The 19,732-nt window shown below is 71.5% G+C and carries 20 protein-coding genes; 15 read left to right on the top strand and 5 right to left on the bottom strand.

The window, feature by feature from the left end:
• The first annotated feature begins 337 nt into the window (after nt 1-337).
• Together ACGWYL_RS14950 and ACGWYL_RS14955 are read left to right on the top strand one after the other, a co-directional pair.
• Complete coding sequence (locus ACGWYL_RS14950) at nt 338-2,014, top strand: nitrite/sulfite reductase (protein ID WP_395487576.1); 1,677 nt, start codon at nt 338-340, stop codon at nt 2,012-2,014.
• A 264-nt stretch (nt 2,015-2,278) separates the two neighbouring features.
• Nucleotides 2,279-3,040 (top strand): sirohydrochlorin chelatase, encoded by a 762-nt coding sequence (locus ACGWYL_RS14955; RefSeq protein ID WP_179424202.1) that lies wholly within the window; start codon nt 2,279-2,281, stop codon nt 3,038-3,040.
• Between the two features lie 34 nt (nt 3,041-3,074).
• Here ACGWYL_RS14955 and ACGWYL_RS14960 read toward each other — a convergent pair whose 3' ends face one another.
• Nucleotides 3,075-3,911, bottom strand: coding sequence for a PPK2 family polyphosphate kinase (locus tag ACGWYL_RS14960; RefSeq protein WP_395487577.1), 837 nt, complete (start codon nt 3,909-3,911; stop codon nt 3,075-3,077).
• A 37-nt stretch (nt 3,912-3,948) separates the two neighbouring features.
• On the opposite strand from ACGWYL_RS14960, the gene ACGWYL_RS14965 reads away from it, so the two are divergent.
• The 5 genes from ACGWYL_RS14965 to ACGWYL_RS14985 all read left to right on the top strand — a co-directional run bounded on the left by ACGWYL_RS14965 (nt 3,949) and on the right by ACGWYL_RS14985 (nt 7,037).
• A complete protein-coding gene (locus tag ACGWYL_RS14965) occupies nt 3,949-4,647 on the top strand; it encodes a pyrimidine reductase family protein (RefSeq protein ID WP_395487578.1) in 699 nt (232 codons plus the stop codon).
• A gap of 9 nt (nt 4,648-4,656) precedes the next feature.
• Nucleotides 4,657-5,154 carry a universal stress protein gene (locus tag ACGWYL_RS14970; RefSeq protein ID WP_179424199.1) on the top strand — a complete coding sequence of 166 codons (498 nt, stop codon included), beginning with the start codon at nt 4,657-4,659 and terminating at the stop codon, nt 5,152-5,154.
• Nucleotides 5,151-5,570, top strand: coding sequence for a peptide-methionine (R)-S-oxide reductase MsrB (msrB, locus tag ACGWYL_RS14975; protein ID WP_179424198.1), 420 nt, complete (start codon nt 5,151-5,153; stop codon nt 5,568-5,570). Before ACGWYL_RS14970 ends, msrB begins: the two co-directional genes overlap by 4 nt.
• A gap of 208 nt (nt 5,571-5,778) precedes the next feature.
• Nucleotides 5,779-6,330 (top strand): DUF6318 family protein, encoded by a 552-nt coding sequence (locus tag ACGWYL_RS14980; protein WP_395487579.1) that lies wholly within the window; start codon nt 5,779-5,781, stop codon nt 6,328-6,330.
• On the top strand, nt 6,327-7,037 hold the full coding sequence (locus tag ACGWYL_RS14985; RefSeq protein WP_395487580.1) for a hypothetical protein: 711 nt from the start codon (nt 6,327-6,329) through the stop codon (nt 7,035-7,037). The genes ACGWYL_RS14980 and ACGWYL_RS14985 overlap by 4 nt, the downstream gene beginning before the upstream one ends.
• Before the next feature lie 107 nt (nt 7,038-7,144).
• Here the strand turns inward: ACGWYL_RS14985 and hemQ are convergent, their stop codons facing one another.
• From hemQ to hemE, 3 genes are read right to left on the bottom strand one after another with little or no spacing between them, the layout of a single operon-like run.
• Nucleotides 7,145-7,837, bottom strand: a complete 693-nt coding sequence (hemQ, locus tag ACGWYL_RS14990; RefSeq protein ID WP_179424195.1) for a hydrogen peroxide-dependent heme synthase — start codon at nt 7,835-7,837, stop codon at nt 7,145-7,147.
• Between the two features lie 10 nt (nt 7,838-7,847).
• Complete coding sequence (gene hemG / locus ACGWYL_RS14995; protein ID WP_395487581.1) at nt 7,848-9,182, bottom strand: protoporphyrinogen oxidase; 1,335 nt, start codon at nt 9,180-9,182, stop codon at nt 7,848-7,850.
• A 1-nt stretch (nt 9,183) separates the two neighbouring features.
• Entirely contained in the window at nt 9,184-10,245 is a 1,062-nt protein-coding gene (gene hemE, locus ACGWYL_RS15000) for a uroporphyrinogen decarboxylase (protein ID WP_395487582.1), read from the bottom strand.
• A 67-nt stretch (nt 10,246-10,312) separates the two neighbouring features.
• Between hemE and ACGWYL_RS15005 the strand changes: the two genes are divergently transcribed.
• The 3 genes from ACGWYL_RS15005 to ACGWYL_RS15015 are packed head-to-tail and all read left to right on the top strand — an operon-like array spanning nt 10,313 to nt 12,774.
• Nucleotides 10,313-10,891, top strand: a complete 579-nt coding sequence (locus ACGWYL_RS15005) for a DUF3000 domain-containing protein (protein ID WP_179424192.1) — start codon at nt 10,313-10,315, stop codon at nt 10,889-10,891.
• Nucleotides 10,888-12,126: an HRDC domain-containing protein gene (locus ACGWYL_RS15010; protein WP_179424191.1), complete on the top strand. Its 1,239-nt coding sequence runs from the start codon at nt 10,888-10,890 to the stop codon at nt 12,124-12,126. Before ACGWYL_RS15005 ends, ACGWYL_RS15010 begins: the two co-directional genes overlap by 4 nt.
• Before the next feature lie 57 nt (nt 12,127-12,183).
• Nucleotides 12,184-12,774 (top strand): hypothetical protein, encoded by a 591-nt coding sequence (locus tag ACGWYL_RS15015; RefSeq protein ID WP_179424190.1) that lies wholly within the window; start codon nt 12,184-12,186, stop codon nt 12,772-12,774.
• A 131-nt stretch (nt 12,775-12,905) separates the two neighbouring features.
• Here the strand turns inward: ACGWYL_RS15015 and ACGWYL_RS15020 are convergent, their stop codons facing one another.
• Complete coding sequence (locus ACGWYL_RS15020; protein ID WP_395487583.1) at nt 12,906-13,874, bottom strand: aldo/keto reductase; 969 nt, start codon at nt 13,872-13,874, stop codon at nt 12,906-12,908.
• Nucleotides 13,875-13,905: 31 nt separating this feature from the next.
• Between ACGWYL_RS15020 and ACGWYL_RS15025 the strand changes: the two genes are divergently transcribed.
• The 5 genes from ACGWYL_RS15025 to ACGWYL_RS15045 all read left to right on the top strand — a co-directional run bounded on the left by ACGWYL_RS15025 (nt 13,906) and on the right by ACGWYL_RS15045 (nt 19,634).
• Complete coding sequence (locus ACGWYL_RS15025) at nt 13,906-14,253, top strand: hypothetical protein (protein WP_179424189.1); 348 nt, start codon at nt 13,906-13,908, stop codon at nt 14,251-14,253.
• 72 nt (nt 14,254-14,325) lie between these two features.
• Nucleotides 14,326-16,626, top strand: a complete 2,301-nt coding sequence (secD, locus tag ACGWYL_RS15030) for a protein translocase subunit SecD (RefSeq protein WP_179424188.1) — start codon at nt 14,326-14,328, stop codon at nt 16,624-16,626.
• Between the two features lie 21 nt (nt 16,627-16,647).
• Nucleotides 16,648-17,079 (top strand): TM2 domain-containing protein, encoded by a 432-nt coding sequence (locus ACGWYL_RS15035; protein ID WP_179424187.1) that lies wholly within the window; start codon nt 16,648-16,650, stop codon nt 17,077-17,079.
• Between the two features lie 36 nt (nt 17,080-17,115).
• Entirely contained in the window at nt 17,116-18,489 is a 1,374-nt protein-coding gene (locus tag ACGWYL_RS15040; RefSeq protein ID WP_179424186.1) for a cystathionine beta-synthase, read from the top strand.
• Nucleotides 18,486-19,634 (top strand): cystathionine gamma-synthase, encoded by a 1,149-nt coding sequence (locus tag ACGWYL_RS15045; RefSeq protein ID WP_179424185.1) that lies wholly within the window; start codon nt 18,486-18,488, stop codon nt 19,632-19,634. Before ACGWYL_RS15040 ends, ACGWYL_RS15045 begins: the two co-directional genes overlap by 4 nt.
• The last annotated feature ends 98 nt before the right edge of the window (nt 19,635-19,732 follow it).

Below are 19,732 nucleotides of genomic sequence, written 5' to 3' on the forward strand. Positions count from 1 at the left end.
CCCGCCTCGCGGTACCGTGGGCTGGAGTGAGACGTGCGTCACGCGCAGGCTCGGCTGAATCGCGACATCAATTCAGCCTGGAAATTCGGCGCTTCGCTTTCGCGAGTCTCGCCATACGGACAATGGTTCCATCATTTGAGACGTCCGTTTGTTGGACCACCGTCTCACTGGACAGACTGTCTGCATGCTCGCCGCACAGACCACCTGGCTCGTGGAACGACTCCACGTCGACCTCGGTCGTGCGCGCTCCATGATGTGTCGTTGATCTGCCCCACCCCGCAGTCCTCAGCGCCGAGGCGACGACGCCCGCGCACCCGCACCGCGACAGAGAGCAACGATGTCCTCCTCCCCCGCAGCACCCGCACGTCCCCGCCGCCGTAAGGGCGAGGGCCAGTGGGCCCTGGGCTACCGCGAGCCCCTCAACGCCAACGAGCAGTCCAAGAAGGACGACAACCCGCTCAACGTGCGCGCCCGCATCGAGAACATCTACGCGCACCGGGGCTTCGAGAGCATCGACGGCGGCGACCTGCGCGGCCGGTTCCGCTGGTGGGGCCTCTACACCCAGCGCAAGGCCGGCATCGACGGCGGCAAGACCGCCACGCTCGAGCCCGAGGAGCTCGACGACTCCTACTTCATGATGCGCGTGCGCATCGACGGCGGTCAGCTCTCGCTCGAGCAGCTGCGCGCGATCGCCGACGTCTCGGTCGACTTCGGCCGCGGCTCGGCCGACGTCACCGACCGCCAGAACATCCAGTTCCACTGGATCGACGTCCGCGACGTCCCCACGATCTGGCAGCGACTCGAGTCGGTCGGCCTGTCCACCCAGGAGGCCTGCGGCGACTGCCCCCGCGTCATCATGGGCAGCCCGGTCGCCGGCGTCTCGGCCGACGAGCTGATCGACGGCCGTCCCGCGATCGACGCGATCGAGAGCCGCTACATCGGCGACCAGGCCTTCTCGAACCTGCCCCGCAAGTTCAAGACCGCGATCAGCGGCCACCCCGGCCACGACGTCGTCCCGCAGATCAACGACGTCGCGTTCGTCGGCGCGGTCCACCCCGAGCACGGGCCCGGCTTCGACGTCTGGGTCGGCGGCGGCCTGTCCACCAACCCGCACCTGGCCCTGCGCCTGGGCGCGTGGGTGCCGCTCGACGAGGTTCCCGAGGTGTGGGAGGGCGTCGTCAGCATCTTCCGCGACTACGGCTACCGCCGGCTGCGCTCGCGTGCCCGACTGAAGTTCCTCGTCCAGGACTGGGGCATCGAGAAGTTCCGCGAGGTCCTCGAGACGAAGTACCTCGAGCGCCCGCTGGTCGACCTGGACGCTCCCCCGGTCCCCGACACCCCGGTCGACCACGTGGGCGTGCACCGCCAGGTCGACGGACGCTTCTACGTCGGCGCCGCCACCACGGTGGGACGCATCTCCGGTCCGCTGCTCCAGCGGCTCGCCGACGTCGTCGAGGCCCATGGCTCCGCCCGCGTCGCGCTGACGCCGATGCAGAAGATCGTCGTCCTCGACGTCGAGGAGGACCGCGTCGAGTCGCTCGTCGCGGCGCTCGCCGAGCTCGGCCTGCACGCGCGTCCGTCGCAGTGGCGCCAGCACACGATGGCCTGCACCGGCATCGAGTACTGCAAGCTCGCGATCGTCAACACCAAGGACCGCGCCGCGGCGCTCATCGACGAGCTGGAGCAGCGCGTCCCCGAGCTCGACACGCCGATCACGGTCAACGTCAACGGCTGCCCGAACTCCTGCGCACGGATCCAGACCGCCGACATCGGCCTCAAGGGCCAGCTCGTCCTGAACGAGGACGGCCAGCAGGTCGAGGGCTTCCAGGTCCACCTCGGCGGCGCGCTCGGCCTCGACGCCGGGTTCGGCCGCAAGCTGCGCGCCCACAAGGTCACCGGCGACGAGCTGCCCGACTACGTCGAGAAGCTCTCGCGCACCTACCTGGCGAACCGCGAGGACGGCGAGTCCTTCGCCGCGTGGGTCGCCCGGGCCGACGAGGAGGTCTTGCGATGAGCGAGCGCCAGCGAGCGAACCGTTCAGCATCACGAGTCGCGACATCGCCGGACCGTTGCTTCTTCGAGGCGGTGTCGCGATGAGTGAACGCCTCGTCCCCTATTCGTGCCCGTACTGCGCCGACGAGGACCTGCGTCCTCACGGCGAGACGCACGGCGAGTGGGAGTGCCGCAGCTGTCTGCGCGCGTTCCGACTCAAGTTCCTGGGCCACCTGGCCCGCACCGACATCACCAGCACAGCACCGCAGGAAGGGAGGAATGCACGATGACCGCACCCGCACTGATCGCCCTGGCCCATGGCAGCCGCGATCCGCGATCGGCCGAGACCATCAACGCCCTCACGGAGGTGGTGGCGTGCATGCGCCCCGACCTGCGCGTGGAGACGGCGTTCCTGGACCTGTGCGGCCCGAGCTTCGACGAGGTCGTCGAGCAGTTGGCCGCGGAGGGCTTCGGCGAGATCGTCGTCGTGCCGCTGCTGCTGACCGAGGCGTACCACGCCAAGGTCGACGTCCCGGAGGTCGCGAAGGCCGCCTCGGCGAAGCACGACGTCCGCATCGAGGTGACGAAGGTCCTGGGCATCGAGGGCACGTTCCTCAACGTCCTCGACCGTCGCCTGCGCGAGGCGCTGCGCGAGAACCGCGTGCGTGAGCTCGACGCGCTCGTGCTGACCGGCGCCGGCTCGTCCGACCCGATGGCCAACGCGATGATCTCCCGCGCCGCCCGCGCGTGGGGTGCGCACCACAAGCTGCCCACGATCGCCGCGTTCGCCTCGAGCGTCCCGCCGGCGGCCAGCGAGGCCGTGCGCGCGCACCGCGCGGACGGTCGACGTCACATCGCCGTGGGCATGCTGTTCCTGGCGCCGGGCGTCCTGCCCGACCGCGCCAGGGAGCTCGCGCTCGAGGCCGGCGCCGTGGCGGTCGCCGAGCCGCTCGGTGTCGCCGACGAGGTCGCCGAGGTGATCCTGGCCCGCTACGCCGTGGGCGCGGTGGACCTGGTCCCGATGGACGCGCTCTTCGCCGACGTCTGAGAGCAACCGCCCGAGGGCGGAGGGAGGCGTCGGGTCACATCGTGGCCAGGCGCCTCTTCTGCTCCTCCACGTCGAAGTCGGCGGCCGGCCAGTCGAGGCCGAGCTCGGCCAGCGTCTCGCCGAGCATCGTGGCGATCGCCCAGTTGCGGTACCACTTGCGGCCGGCGGGGACGACGTGCCACGGGGCGTACTCGGTGGAGCAGCGCTCGAGGACGATCTCGTAGGCCTGCTGGTACTGAGGCCACAGGCTGCGCTCGTCGAGGTCGGCGGGGTTGTACTTCCAGAACTTCGTGGGGTCCTCGAGCCGCTCGGCGAGGCGCTCGCGCTGGTCGGCGGGGCTGATGTGCAGGAAGCACTTCAGCAGGACTCCCCCGCCGCCGGTGAACTCGCGCTCGAACGCGTTGATCTGCTCGTACCGCTGCTCGATCTCGTCGGCCGGGGCGAGCTCGCGCACGCGACCGATCAGGACGTCCTCGTACTGCGAGCGGTCGAAGACGCCGATCATGCCGGGCTCGGGCAGTCGCCGGCCGATCCGCCAGAGGAAGTCGTGCTCGCGCTCCTCGTCGGTGGGGGCCTTGAACGCGGTGATCGCCAGGCCCTGCGGGTCGACGAGACCGGCGACGTGGCGCAGCGTGCCGCCCTTGCCGGACGTGTCCATGCCCTGCAGCAGCAGGAGCACCTTCCGGTCGGTGGTGCCCGCGCGACCGTTGGCGAACAGCAGCTCCTGCAGGTCCATCAGCCGCTCGCCGATCTCGGGCAGCAGGCGCTTCGCGTCGCGCTTCGTCCCCGTGAATCCGGGGGTCGCGTCGGAGGGGTGCGCGGCCAGGTCGATCGGTCCGGTGGTCGCGAGGGTCGAGCGCAGGTCCGTCATCTCGGCAGTATGCCTCAGGTCGCCCTACGGTGGAGCCATGCCGGATCTGGATGACCTCGCCGACCTGTACGCCTACCCCGAGTCCCACAAGCCGTGGCTGCGCACGAACTTCGTCGCCTCGGTCGACGGCGGGGTGCAGAACTCGCAGGGCCTCTCGGGCACGCTCGGCGGCGAGCAGGACGCCCGGCTGTTCCAGGTGCTGCGCAGCCTCGCCGACGTCGTGGTCGTGGGCGCGGGCACCGCGCGGGCCGAGGGCTACCGCCCGATCGGCGCGGACGCCATCCACGAGACGCTGCGCCAGGACCGTCCCCGCGTGCCGCAGCTGGCCGTCGTCACCCGCCACCTCGACATCCCGGAGTCGCTCCTGACGCCCGGGCTCATGGTGATCACGCCGGCCGCCTCCGACGCCGAGCGGCGGCAGGAGCTGTCGCAGTCCGTCGAGGTGATCGTCGCGGGCGAGCACGAGGTCGACTGGCCGGCCGTGCTCGACGCGTTCGCCGCCCGCGGCCTCGACCGGATCCTGTGCGAGGGCGGGCCCGACCTGCACGGGACGCTGGTCGACCTCGACCTCGTCGACGAGGTCTGCCTGACCGTGTCGCCGCACCTCCTCGGAGGCGCCGCGAAGCGGATGACCGAGGGCGCGCGACCCGTGGAGCTGCCGATGCGGCTGGGTCATGCGATCGACGACGACGGCGTGCTGCTCACACGCTGGGTCCGTGATCGGCGCGCGGCCTAGGCTGGGGACATGTACAACGTGGCCCTGCTGGTGGAGCGCCAGCTCATCGACCTCGACGCCGACCAGATCCTCGCCCTGCACGAGGGTGTCGACGACGAGGTCACCTATCACATGCTGCTGCCCGTGGACTCGTCCCCGGCGGCACTGAGCGCGTCCATGACGGCGTTCGGCGGGGCCCAGTTCGTCCCGCTCGAGGAGCCCGCCTCCTACACGCGCATCGAGGACGAGCTGCGCGCGGACGGTCAGCAGGAGCTCGACGCGTCCGCGGCCCTGCTCGTCGAGCGCGGGCAGAAGGTCACCACGAAGCTCGTGGAGTACGACCCGATCGACGCGCTGGTCGACCTCGTGAAGGAGCAGTCCTGCGACGAGGTCATCATCCTCACCGAGCCGCACGTCGTGCGTGAGTTCCTTCACCTCGACTGGACGTCGCGCGCGAGAAGAAAACTGGACGTCCCGACGTTGCACCTGTTGGAACACCTGACCTTCGACGAACAGGCGGAGATGTGAGCAACCCCACCGACAAGACCTACGCGGTCGACCGCAGCGACGACCAGTGGCGCGAGGACCTCAGCGCCGCCGAGTACCACGTGCTGCGCCAGGCCGGAACCGAGCGACCCTTCAGCAGCGACTACGAGCACGACCCCACGGTCGGCGTGTACCGCTGTCGCGGCTGCGGAGCCGAGCTGTTCCGCAGCGAGACCAAGTTCGACGCCCAGTGCGGCTGGCCGTCGTTCTACTCCCCCCTGGCCGAGGACCGCGTCGAGTACATCGAGGACTCCACGCTCGGCATGAAGCGCACCGAGGTCCGCTGCGCCAACTGCGGCTCCCACCTCGGCCACGTCTTCGCCGGCGAGGGCTTCGCCACGCCGACCGACCTGCGGTACTGCATCAACGGCATCGCCCTGGACCTCCAGGCCGACTGACCTGGGCTTCGCGCCTCCGGCGCGCGAGATCTGTAGCGGTATCCACCCTTTTCCGGCCCATCGGCCGGAATTCCGGTGGATACCGCTACACATTTTCTGGGGTCGTCGGATCGGTCGTCCACAGGGCTGAGACGGAGGCTCCCGCGGAGCTCGCCTGGTCGCTAGGGTTCCTGCAACTCGGGTTCACACCATCGAGTCAGGGGGAACGATGCGGCTGGTCACGTCTGCCGTCATGGCGACACTCGCGCTCACACTGAGCGCCTGCGGCGGGGACGACCCGCCGCCACCCGAACCCAGCACGACGGCGACCACTCCGGCAAACCCGGACGCCACGCTCCCGCCCATGCCGGACGTGGCGAAGGAGTTCACGCCCAACGGCGCGGCGACGTTCGTCCGCCACTACGTCGGCGTGATGGACTTCGCATCGAAGACCGGAGACGTCAGCGAGCTCAACCGCTTATCGGATCCGGATTGCGGCGGGTGTCAGGACTACATCGAGCTGTTCGGTGATACCTACGCGTCGGGCGGATACCTCAAAGGACGTGACTGGACTGCAGGTCCGATGGATCTGAGATTCGACCGAAACCGGGACGATGAGTCCTTCGCCACCACCACCGTTCGGGTAACTGCTGGTATCAACCGCCGAAGCGCGGACGTTGAGGAAAAGCAAGTTCCCGAGTCCAAAGACCGAGTTAGCTTTGCGCTCCTGTACATCGACGGATGGACGATCACGCAGTTCGGCATCGGGGATGTCGGATGATCGCCACGACCCTTGTACTTGCGTCTCTTCTCGCGAGTAGTCCGGACGTTACGGACGACGAGTTCAAGCCTGGCGTCGTCGTGCGAGACCGCGAGACGCGCGTTCCTGAGGATCCAGCACCCGTCCGAGTCGGAGATCCAGGCCAGCCCATCTCGGCCCCGCCGACCGAGCACGTCCCCGATCCGTTCTACTGCCGTCCCGAGGCACCGTTCCCTAACGATGACTGCATCACCCGGCCCGAGCCGGCGGACCCGACCGAGGGGCCGGAGCGCGAGGTCAGGCCCGGCGACGTCGTCGAGGCGATCGAGCGCGTCGGGCTCCCCCGGCTCCAGGTGGCGGTCCAGCCCGCGGGGTCGACGCTCGTGAACCTCGAGACGATCTTCCACACCAGCGCCACGCCGTTCGAACGATCAGTCGACATCCTCGACTCCACCGTCGACCTGCGCGCCACGCCCGCCGGCTACACCTGGCACCACGGCGACGGCACCACCCAGACCACCAGCAGCCCGGGCCGCCCCTACCCCGCCCTCGACATCGTCCACCGCTACCGCGAGCCAGGGCGAGCCAGCGCACGCGTCGACGTCACCTACCGCGTGACCTACCGCATCGACGACGGCGACTGGCAGCAGCTCGACACCACCATCACCGCCACCGGCCCCGCCACGACCCTGCGCATCCGCGAAGCCAGACCCGTCCTCACCCGCTAGCGAAAGATGTGTAGCGGCATCCACGCCTTTCAGGCCGTCAGGCCCGAAAAAGGGTGGATACCGCTACACATCTCGCGCGCGGGGACCGCGTGACCGCGGCGCGGCGGTCAGGGCCAGAGCTGGGTGAGCTCGGGGAGCGAGAGGGCGCGGCCGGTGTAGAAGGGCAGCTCCTCGCGCACGTGGTTGCGGGCGCCGGTGGCGCGCAGCTCGCGCATGAGGTCGACGATGCGGTGCAGCTCGTCGGCCTCGAAGGCCAGCAGCCACTCGTAGTCGCCCAGAGCGAACGAGGCGATCGTGTTCGCGCGGACGTCGGCGTAGTCGCGGGCGGCCTCGCCGTGCTCGCGCAGCAGGTGGCGGCGCTCGTCGTCCGGCAGCAGGTACCACTCGTACGAGCGGACGAACGGGTACACGCAGATGTACTTCAGGGTGTTCTCGTCGGCGAGGAAGTTGGGGACGTGCGAACGGTTGAACTCCGCCGGACGGTGCAGGCCCGCGTTCGACCACACGGGCGCCAGGTGCGAGCCCAGCTCGGTGCGGCGGAAGGCGTTGTAGGCGTCCTGCAACGCGTCGGCCGTGGCCGCGTGCCACCAGATCATCAGGTCGGCCTCGGCGCGCATGCCACTCAGGTCGTAGGTGCCGCGCACGACCACGTCGTCGAGCTTGTCGAACAGCGCGTCGACCTCGGCCGCCATCGCGGCCCGGTCACCGTCGCCGAGTGGACGCTCGACCCGGAACACCGAGTACATCGCGTACCGGATGGTGGAGTTGATCTGTTCGGGGTCGACCTCGTGCGAACTCATACGTCCATTCTCACCCGGCCATGGTTCGCTCGGCAGCAGCCCTCCCCGAAGCCACCACCGCGGCGATCCCGACGCCCTCGTAGGCCGCGCCGCACACCTCGAGACCCGGCACGGTCGCGACGTCGTCGAGCACGGTGCGAACGAGCTCGCGGTGCCCGACCTCGTACTGCGGGAGGCCACCGCCCCACCGCTGGACCGCCGACGCGGACACCGTGCCGAGCGAGCCGGCCGACGCCAGCACGGACCGCAGATCGGTGACGGCGAGGTCCACGAGCGCGGGGTCATCGCGCTGGAGCACGGCGGTGTCGCCGGCGCGGCCGATCGAGGCGCGCAGCACCGTGGCGCCGCCGGTCTCCTCGGCCAGCCAGGCCCACTTGCGCGACGAGAACGTGGCCGCCTTGATCTCCAGCGGCTCGACCGGCGGCACGAGGAAGCCGGTGCCCGCGGGCAGCTCGGCGCCCTCGAGCAGCAGCGACACCACCACCATCGAGGCGTAGTCGACGCCCGCCAGCGCGAACGCGGCCCGGGGCGCGGCCTCGGCCAGCAGTCGCGCGGCAGCCGGCGCGGGCGTGGCCATCACGACGGCGTCGAAGCGCTCGCGGACGGCAGCGGTCGTGGGCCCGACCACGAGCTCCCAGCCGTCACCGTCGCGACGGACCGAGCGGACGGTGGCTCCGGTGCGCACCTCGAAGCCGCCGGTCTCGACGACCGCTCCTGGCACGCGCCCGACTCCCCCGCGCACGCCCACCAGCGCCGGGCCCGAGGCCTTCGGCAGGGCAGCACGCTCGGCGGCACCAGCCAGCAGGTCGGGACCGAGCTCGGAGATCACCGGCGCCGCAGCCCGCAGCGAGAGGCGCTCGGCGTGACCGGCGTACACACCGCCGAGCAGCGGCTCGACGAGGCGGTCGACGACGTCGCGGCCCAGCCGGTCGCCGACGAACTGCGCCACGGAGACGTCCTCGTCGGGCACGGGCACCGCCACCGACGTCACCGGATCGGTGAGGATCCCGGACGCCTCCAACGCGGACAGGTCGGTCGGCACGCCCATGATCGTGGGCGGCAGCGGCCGGAGCGCGCCGTGACTCCACACCATCGACGGGATCGGCTCGGGCGCGACGACGTCGCCGGACAGGCCTGCCGCGGCGACCAGCTCGAGCGCCTCGGGCCGCCGCGCCAGCATCGCCTCTGCCCCGACGTCCACGGTGAGGTCGCCCAGTCGCGCCTGGCGCAGCTTGCCGCCGATCTCGGGCGAGCCCTCGAGCACGACAGGCTCGACGCCCGCGGCCGCGAGGTGGAACGCGGCGGACAGCCCGGCGATCCCGCCGCCGACGACGGCGACCCGCACGTCAGGCCTCCGGCTCGTAGGAGTGGACGAAGTCGACCAGGCGCGTCAGCGCGTCGGGGTCGGTGGCGGGCAGCACGCCGTGGCCGAGGTTGAACACGTGGCCGCGCGCGGCGCGTCCGGCCTCGATGACCTCGGCGGCCCGTGCGTGGACGACCTCCGTGGGGGCGAAGAGCAGCGTGGGGTCGAGGTTGCCCTGCACCGCCCTCGGGCCGACCCGGCCGATCGCGTCGGCCAGCGGCACGCGCCAGTCGACGCCCACGACGTCGGCACCGGCGTCGCCCATCCGCGACAGCAGCTCGCCCGTGCCGACGCCGAAGTGGATGCGCGGCACATCGAGGTCGGCCACCGACTCGAGCACGGCGGTCGAGTGCGGCCGCACGTAGGTGTCGTAGTCCGCCGGCGACAGCGCGCCCGCCCACGAGTCGAACAGCTGGATCGCCGAGGCCCCGGCCTCGACCTGCAGCCGCAGGAACTGGCCCGCGATCGCCGCGATCCGCCCCAGCAGCGCGTGCCACAGGTCGGGGCTGCCGTACATCAGCTCCTTCGTACGGCGGTGGTCGCGCGACGGTCCGCCCTCGACGAGGTAGGACGCGAGCGTGAACGGCGCGCCCGCGAAGCCGATGAGCGGCGTGCCGTCGAGCTCCTGCACGAGGCCGCGCACGGCATCGGTGATCGAGGTGACGTCGTCGGGCTCGAGGTCGCGCAGCGCGCCCACCTGCTCGGCCGAGCGGATCGGCTCGGCCACGACCGGCCCGGTGCCCGGCACGATGTCCAGGTCGACGCCGATCGCCTTCAGCGGCACCACGATGTCGGAGAAGAAGATCGCCGCGTCCACGCCGTGACGGCGGACCGGCTGCATCGTGATCTCGACGACCATGTCGGTGCGGAAGCACGACTCCAGCATCGGCACGCCCTCGCGGATCGCGAGGTACTCCGGCAGGGACCGACCGGCCTGACGCATGAACCACACCGGCGTGTGCGAGGGCTCCAGACCCCGGCAGGCCCGCAGGAACGGGCTCGTGATGGCATCGTCGAGGGGGGTGGTGCGAGCGTCGGTGGTCACGTCCCGAGTCTGTCACGCCCTGCGTGTCGAGCCCCCGGCCCCCGCGATCCGTGCCTAAGATCACGGTGTGGGCGCCCGAACCAAGCTTGAAGGCATCCCGGCACCGTTCACGCGGGCTGTCGAGGAGGTCAAGCGTGCCGTCGCGCGCCCCGAGCTCGAGATCGGCGAGATGCCGGCCCCGCAGCGGATCGCGCCCTTCGCGCACGCCATGACCGCCGACGTCGTCGTCGCCGGCGCCGACCTCGGCACCGGTCGCTTCATCCTGCTGCACGACCCGGCCGGCAACGAGGCCTGGGACGGCACGTTCCGCTGCGTCACGTTCGCCCGGGCCGACATCGAGCAGGAGATGGCCTCCGACCCGCTCATCACGCAGGTCGGCTGGAGCTGGCTGACCGATGCGCTCGACGGCGCCGGTGCCGAGCACGCGAACCCGGCCGGCAGCATCACCGTGGTCCGCTCCGAGGGGTTCGGCGCGATGGCCGACGACGAGACCGACGCCCAGATCGAGGTCCGGGCCTCGTGGACGCCGCACGGTGACCTCGAGCCGCACGCCGCGGCGTGGATGGAGCTGCTCGGCAAGCTGGCCGGCCTCCCCCCGATGGCGCCCGGCGTCGTCCCCCTCACGCGTAGGCGCTCGGCCCGTTGACGAACGAACCGGAAGAGATCATCCCCGACGAGGCGCCCGAGCCCGTCCTCCCCCGCCTCGGCCTCCGCGAGCCGCTGACCCCGGTCGTCGACACCGAGGACGCCCTGGCGCGCGCGTGCGCCGAGATCTCGCTGGGCGAGGGCCCGATCGCCCTCGACGCCGAGCGCGCGTCCGGCTACCGCTACTCCCAGCGCGCGTACCTCGTGCAGGTGCGTCGCGAGGGCTCCGGCTCGTGGCTGATCGACCCCATCGCCTTCCCCGACCTCACCGAGCTCGGCCTGGCCTTCGGCGACGCCGAGTGGATCCTGCACGCCGCCACCCAGGACCTGCCCTGCCTGGCCGAGGTCGGCCTGCGCCCCGCGTCGCTGTTCGACACCGAGCTCGCCGGGCGCCTGCTCAACCTGCCGCGCGTCGGCCTGGCGGCCCTCGTCGAGCACTACCTCGGGATGAGCCTGGCCAAGGAGTTCTCGGCGGCCGACTGGTCCACGCGGCCCCTGCCCGAGCCGTGGCTGGAGTACGCGGCCCTCGACGTCGAGGTCCTGCTCGAGCTGCGCGAGCTCGTGCTGGCCGACCTGGTGGCCGCCGGCAAGGACGGCTGGGCGCGCGAGGAGTTCGACGCCCTGCTGTCGTTCACCGGCCCGCCGGAGCGCAAGGACCCGTGGCGGCGCACCTCGAGCATCCACAAGATCCGCAGCCGCCGGTCGCTGGCCATCGTGCGCGCGCTGTGGCACGCCCGCGACGCCATCGCCGCCGACCGCGACGTCACCCCCGGGCGGATCCTGCCCGACGCGTCGATCGTCGCGCTCGCCACGCAGGCGCCGACCAGCCTCTCGGCGCTGAAGGACGACCCCACGATGCGTCGCCGCGGCCCGCGCCGGTTCCTCGACGACTGGTTCACGGCGATCGAGTCGGCGCTCGGCCTGCCCGAGGACGAGCTGCCCACCTCGGGCCAGCGCTCCGAGGGCCCGCCGCCCCCGCGCGCCTGGGCAGACAAGGACCCCGTCGCCGCGGCCCGCCTCGTGCGGGTGCGCGCCGTGGTCGCCGGCATCGCCGAGGAGCACAACCTGCCGGCCGAGAACCTCGTGGGGCCCGCCCTCGTCCGCGGCCTCGCCTGGCAGCCGCCGGCCGACCTCGATCCCGAGTCGATCGCGGCCGAGCTGCGCGAGCGCGGCAGCCGGAACTGGCAGATCGAGCTGGTCGCGGCGCCCATCGCCGCGGCGCTCGTCGACCCCTGAGCCGCATCCGAACGAACCTGCGCGTCACCTCACCGCCGCGGGTCTACGCTCGAACGCATGGCCGACTTCCACAAGCCGTCGTTGCCCGGTGCCGCCCTGTTCGACGCGGTGCCCGACCGGGACGACCCGGCCGAGCGCACGGCGGCGGGCCATCGCATCGCGAACCTGCTGGTGCGCGGCGCGCACGACCCGAGCGATCGTGACCTGATCGACCGCGTCCTGCACCTGGCCGACTCCGAGGGCATGGGCGTCATCGCCGAGCTGTGGTCCAAGGCGCCGCCCGAGACCGTGGCGGGCGCCCTGTGGCGGCTCTACGTCCTGCGCACGTGGGTGCGCAACAACCCCGTGCAGGCGTCGCGCGAGTTCGCGGCCGGACGCGCCTACGCGCCGGTGCAGGAGGTCCTGGCCGGAGTCGTCGACCCGCCCGGGCCGAACGAGGTCATCGAGCTCGCGGACACCGTCGTGCGGGGCATCGTCACGGCCGACTTCGACGTCGCCCTCGACCGGGCCGCGGCCTTCGCGCACATCGTCGGCGTGGGCCGCGGACAGATCGACGACAGCGATCCGGCCAGTGCCGCGCGCCTCGTCGACACGGCGCGCCACCTGCGCGCCGCGGCCGAGGCCGAGCGACACGGAGAGCTGCACTGAGTTTGGGCCCGGTCGTCTAGGCTGGTTCCCGCGCCGGGTCGAGGTAGCCCCGGGTCCCAACATCAGCCGCTACGAGCGGCCACGCGCCGTGAGGCGCTCCCGACCCGGCGCGCCCCTCCCCCTCCACGCCCTCAGCGGGGCGCGAACGTCGTGTACGAGTGCGCGGGCGCCATCAGCTCGTCGAGCCCCTCGGAGTCCTGCGCCGTGGGGGTCCACTGCGCCGCCTGCGCGTTCGCGGCCACCTGCTCCGGGCGCGAGACGCCCGCGATCACCGAGGCCACCGCGGGACGCGACGCGAGCCCGCCCATCGCGAGCTCGAGCAGGCTGATCCCGCGCTCGTCGGCGAACGCCTGGAGCGCGTCGATCCGCTCCCAGTCCGCGCCCTCCCAGCGCGCCCGCTGACCTGCGAGGCGGGTGCCCGCCTCGGGCTCGGCGTCGCGCGAGTACTTGCCCGTCAGCAGCCCGTAGGCGAGCGGGAAGTACGGCAGGATCCCCACCTCCAGCTCGACGCACGCCGGGACCAGCTCGACCTCGGCCGCCGGGTTGTAGAGCGAGTACTCGTTCTGCGCCGTCACGAAGTGCGCGAGGTCGGCCGTGCGCGACACCCAGTCGGCGTCGACGAGCTGCCAGGCCGTGAAGTTCGAGCAGCCGATCGCGCGGACCTTGCCCTCGTCGACGAGCTCGGTCATCGCGCCGAGGGTCTCCTCGACCGGCGTGCCCGGATCGGGCGTGTGCAGCTGGTAGAGGTCGATGACGTCGGTGCCGAGCCGCCGCAGGCTCGCCTCGGCCGCGCGGCGCACGTAGGCCGCGCTGCCGCGGCGTCCGCCGTCGTCGCCGTTGCGTCCCTGCATGTCCATGCCGAACTTCGTCGCGATCACCACGTCGTCGCGCCGGCCGCGCAGCGCGGCGCCCAGGAGCGTCTCGCTCTCGCCGAGGGAGTAGGTGTCGGCCGTGTCGAAGAATCGCACCCCGTGCTCGAAGGCCGCGTCGACGACGGCGGCCACCTGGTCGCCGTCGATGCGCGCTCCGAACGCGTTGCAGCCGATCCCCACCGGTCCGACCTCGATGCCGCTCGTGCCCAGGACGTGTCGAGTGCTCACGCCCCCACCGTAGGACGGTTACACTCGCCGGGTGATCCGGACCACCCACGCCGCGCGACGTCTCGTCGCGGCCCTGGCCGCCGTGCTGCTCGCCGGCATGCTGGGACTGGGTGCCGTCGCCGGCTTCTCCGGCTCGGACCGTCGGGCCAGCGGCACGACGATGTCGGCCGGCCAGGACGGTCCCGCGCAGCCCCGGGTCACGGTCGCGAAGGCGACCTCCGACGATCACGCGATCTCCGTCGACCTGCCCGCGGGCACGATCGACGCCGCGCTGACCCTCACGGCGGCCGGCCTCGTGGCCCTGGCCGTGGCACTCGTCGTCGCGCAGGTGGGTCGGGCCGTCCCGGCGCCCGCCGGCCGCGCCCCGCCGCTGGCCTGACCGGATCCCCGGTCCGTCCCGCCACCCCTGTTCTTCCTCGCCGCGCCCCGCGGCCCCCATCGAAAGTCACCCATGCGCTCCAAGACCAACTTCTGGCGCGGGCTGATCTGCCTCGCCGTCATCGTCGGGTCGATCGCCGTCGCGTTCACCATGAAGCCCAACCTGGGCCTCGACCTGCGCGGCGGCACGCAGCTCACCCTCGAGACGAAGTCCACCGATCGCGTCACGGCCGACGCCGAGTCCACCGACCGGGCCCTCGAGGTCCTGCGCGGCCGCGTCGACGCCCTCGGCGTCTCCGAGCCCACGCTCGCGCGCTCGGGCGACAAGCGGATCATCGTCGAGCTCCCCAACGTCCAGGACCCGAAGAAGGCCGCCGAGGTCATCGGCCAGACGGCCAGCCTGGAGTTCCGTGAGGTCAAGGCTCCGGCCGACGAGAGCACCAAGCCCGCGAAGGGCGAGGTCGTCCTGCCCGACGAGTCCGGCCAGAGCCTGCTCCTGGGCCCCGTCGCGTTCGACGGCAACGGCATCAGCGACGCCAACGCCGCGCTCCCCCAGCAGGGCCTGGGCGACTGGGTCGTCAACGTGGAGTTCAACGGCACCGGCCGCGGGCCGTGGCGCGACCTGGTCACCTCGGCCTGCCAGAACACCGCCGCGGGCAACCGCATCGCGATCATCCTGGACAACGAGGTCATCTCCTCGCCCGGCATCGTCCCCGAGCTGTGCCAGTCCGGCGGCGGCAGCTCCACCAGCATCACCGGCGACTTCACGCAGGCCAGCGCCGAGGACCTCGCCGCGCTGATCAAGGGCGGCGCGCTGCCCGTGCCGGTCGAGATCATCGACCAGCGCACCGTCGGCCCGACGCTCGGCGCCGCAGCCATCGACGCCTCCATCCAGGCCTCGATCATCGGTCTGGCCCTCACCGGCCTCTTCATCATCTTCATCTACCGCCTCACCGGCGTGATGGCCACGATCGCCCTGTGCGTCTACGCCCTCATCTCCTACGGCGCACTGGTCCTGCTGGGCGCCACCCTGACCCTGCCCGGCCTCGCCGGCTTCGTGCTCGCGATCGGTCTGGCCATCGACGCCAACGTCCTGGTCTACGAACGAGCGCGCGAGGAGTATCACGAGAATCCGAAGGCCGGTCTGCTCTCGGCCCTGACCACCGGCTTCTCCAAGGCCTGGTCCGCGATCATCGACTCCAACGTCACCACCGTCCTCGCGGCGCTGCTCCTGTTCTTCCTGTCCGCCGGACCGGTCAAGGGCTTCGGCATCACGCTGACCATCGGCGTCATCGCCTCGATGTTCTCCGCGCTCGTCGTGGCCCGCTGGCTGACCGAGTGGCTGGTCAAGCGCGGCTGGGTGCGCCAGCACCCGCAGGTCAGCGGCATCGCCGGCATCTCCAGCGTGCGTCGCTGGCTGAACGACCACGGCCCCTACCTCGTGCGTCGCGCGGGCATGTGGGTCGCGGTCTCGCTGGCCGTGGCCGCGGTCGCCATCGGTGGCATCGTGGTGCGCGGCCTCGACCTCGGCGTCGAGTTCGCCGGCGGTCGCCAGATCGAGTACACGACCGCCGAGGAGATCACTCCTGACCAGGCCCGCGAGGCGGTCGCGGACGCCGGCTTCCCCGAGGCCGTGGTCCAGTCGTCCTCGGGCGACGGCGGCGAGAACATCTCGGTGCGCCTGCCCAACATCGACGAGGACCAGGCCGAGCAGGTCCGTGCCTCGATCGCCGAGGTCGGCGGCGAGACCGTCCAGGTCCGCTCCGACACGATCGACCCCACGCTCGGCAAGGAGCTGCGCAACAAGGCGATCCTGGCGTTCCTCATCGCGGTGGCGGCCCAGATGGCCTACCTCGCCTGGCGCTTCCGCTGGACCTGGGCCGCGGCCGCCATCGTCTCGATGGCGTCGGTCGTGCTGGCCGTGGTCGGCGTGTTCGCCTGGTGGGGCAAGCCGATCGACGGCGTGTTCCTCGCCGCGATCCTGTCCATCATCGGCCTGGCGGTCAACGACTCGATCGTCGTCCTCGACCGCATCCGAGAACGCACGCGCACCCGGGACATCCCGTTGCGCGAGATGGTCAACGAGGCGATCCTGTCGACGCTGCCACGAACGATCAACACCGCCATGGGTGCCACGTTCATCCTCGCGGCGCTCATGTTCCTCGGCGGCGATTCGCTGCGCGACTTCTCGATCGCGGTGCTGTTGGGCCTGCTGTTCGGCCACTTCTCCACCGTGTTCACGGCGGCCACGCTCGGCCTGCTGCTGGAGGAGCGCTGGCCGTACAACCCGGACAAGGACCCGCGGAACAAGGTCGATCCGTACGCCCACATCGTCGACGGGCGCGGCATGCCGGACGAGGGCGCGATCGTCTGATCGCGCGGTAGCGTTCGGGTCATGACGACCCCGCCGAACGACCCGCAGCCGGATCCCGATCCGCACGCGGGCGACCACGATCCGACGGTGCGGTTCGGCGGGGCACAGCCCCCGCCTCCCCCGCCTCCGCCGCCGCCTCCGGGTGCGTCCTTCCCGCCCCCGCCCCCTCCGGGGCAGGGTCCGGGCTGGGGCGTCCCGGGGGCGCCGTACGGGATCGACCCGAAGACCGGCATCCCGTTCTCGGACAAGTCCAAGATCGTCGCGGGCCTGCTCCAGCTGATCATCCCGCTGGGGATCGGCCGGTTCTACACCGGACACACGAGCATGGGCGTCGCCCAGCTGGTGGTCACCCTCGTCACCTGCGGCATCGGTGCGCTGTGGCCGTTCATCGACGGGATCCTGATCCTCGTGTCGGACTCCAAGGACGCGAACGGGCGCCCGCTCAGGTCCTGATCGGACGCGTGTGACACACGGTGCGATGATGGGGTCATGGCCATCGCGAACCACGTGGTCGACCTCATCGGCGACACTCCCCTAGTCCGGCTGAACTCCGTCGTACCCGAAGGCGCGGCCACCGTCGTGGCCAAGCTCGAGTATCTGAACCCCGGAGGCAGCGCCAAGGACCGCATCGCGGTCAAGATGGTCGACGAGGCCGAGGCGTCCGGTGCGCTCAAGCCGGGCGGCACCATCGTCGAGCCCACCTCGGGCAACACGGGGGTCGGCCTCGCGCTCGTCGCGCAGCAGCGCGGCTACTCGTGCATCTTCGTGTGCCCCGACAAGGTCAGCGAGGACAAGCGCAACACGCTCAAGGCGTACGGCGCGCAGGTCGTGGTGTGCCCCACGGCGGTCCCGCCGGACCACCCGGACTCCTACTACAACGTCTCCGACCGGCTCGTGCGCGAGACCCCGAACGCCTGGAAGCCCGACCAGTACTCGAACCCGGCCGGTCCCGCCAGCCACTTCGAGACGACGGGCCCGGAGATCTGGCGTGACACCGACGGTCGCGTCACGCACTTCGTCGCGGGCGTCGGCACCGGCGGCACCATCACGGGAGCCGGTCGCTACCTCAAGCAGCAGAACCCCGACCTCAAGGTCATCGGCGCCGACCCCGAGGGCTCGGTCTACTCCGGTGGCTCGGGTCGCCCGTACCTCGTCGAGGGCGTCGGCGAGGACTTCTGGCCCTCGGCCTACGACCCCGCGATCCCCGACGAGATCATCGCCGTCTCGGACGCCGACTCGTTCGACATGACCCGCCGCCTCGCCCGCGAGGAGGGCCTGCTCGTCGGCGGCTCGTGCGGCATGGCGGTCGTCGCCGCCGTGCGCGTGGCCGAGCGACTCGGCCCCGACGACCTCGTCGTCGTGCTGCTGCCCGACGGCGGCCGCGGCTACCTGTCGAAGATCTTCAACGACGACTGGATGGCGTCCTACGGCTTCCTGCGGACGCCGCTCGACGGCCACGCCGCCGACCTGCACGTGAGCGACATCCTGCGTCGCAAGAGCGGCGCGATGCCGGCCCTGGTGCACACGCACCCGTCCGAGACGGTGCGCGACGCGATCGAGATCCTGCGCGAGTACAACGTCTCGCAGATGCCGGTCGTCGGTCCCGAGCCGCCGGTCGTGATCGGCGAGGTCGCCGGCAGCGTGAGCGAGCGCGAGCTCGTCAGCGCCGTCTTCGAGGGCCGCGCCCAGCTGACCGACGCGGTCGCCCAGCACATGGAGCCGCCGCTGCCGATCATCGGCTCCGGCGAGGACCTCGCCGCCGCCCTCGACGCGTTCAAGGGCAGCGACGCGCTGATGGTCGTCGACGAGGGCAAGCCACTCGGCGTCCTCACCCGCCACGACCTGTTGGGAGTGCACGTATGAGCGAGAACGGCGGCGGCTTCTCCACCCGCGCGATCCACGCCGGCCAGGACCCGGACCCGCGCACCGGCGCGGTCAACATCCCGATCTACGCCAGCTCCACGTTCGCGCAGGACGGCGTCGGCGGGATGCGCGAGGGCTTCGAGTACGCCCGCACCGGCAACCCCACCCGTCGGGCGCTCGAGGCCAACCTCGCCGCGCTCGAGGGAGGGACGTACGGCCGGGCGTTCTCGTCCGGCATGGCGGCCACCGACACGGCCCTGCGTGCGATCCTGCGTCCGGGCGACCACCTCGTGATCCCCGACGACGCGTACGGCGGCACGTTCCGGCTCATCGACAAGGTGTTCTCGCACTGGGGCATCGAGCACACGCCGGCGCCGGTCAACGACCCCGAGGCCATCGCCGCGGCGATCACCGATCGCACGAAGCTGGTCTGGCTCGAGACGCCCACGAACCCGCTGCTGAACGTGGCCGACATCGAGGCCGTCTCGGCGATCGCGCGCGACGCCGGCGCCCGGCTGCTCGTCGACAGCACGTTCGCCTCGCCGTACCTCCAGCAGCCGCTGGCCCTCGGCGCCGACATCGTGCTGCACTCGTCCACGAAGTACCTGGGCGGTCACAGTGACGTCGTCGGTGGCGCGCTGGTCACGTCGGACGCCGAGCTCGACGAGGCGTTCGCGTTCCTGCAGAACGGCGCGGGCGGCGTGCCCGGTCCGTTCGACGCCTACCTGACGATGCGCGGGATCAAGACCCTCGCCGTCCGCATGGACCGCCACTGCGACAACGCCGAGGCGATCGCGCGGATGCTCGTCGACCACGACGCCGTCAGCCACGTGAGCTACCCCGGCCTGCCCGACCACCCTGGTCACGAGGTGGCCGCGCGCCAGATGCGCCGCTTCGGCGGCATGATCTCGCTGCGCCTGGCCGGCGGTCGCGAGGCCGCGCTCGACCTGTGCTCGCGGACGAAGGTGTTCACGCTCGCCGAGAGCCTCGGCGGCGTCGAGTCGCTCATCGAGCACCCCGGTGCGATGACCCACGCCTCCACGGCCGGGTCGCAGCTCGAGGTGCCCGAGGACCTGGTCCGCCTGTCGGTCGGGATCGAGGACGTCGAGGACCTCCTGGAGGACCTGGAGCAGGCTCTGGCCTGAGACTCGAGTCACTACGGCGGCGCTCAGCCGTTCGTTAGGCTCGACGTCATGTCCCGCAAAGGTCCTGCCACCGGTCTGTCCTGGCTCCAACTGGTGGC

The organism is Aeromicrobium sp. JJY06 (genome assembly GCF_044069275.1).
Taxonomy (GTDB): Bacteria; Actinomycetota; Actinomycetes; order Propionibacteriales; family Nocardioidaceae; genus Aeromicrobium; species Aeromicrobium tamlense.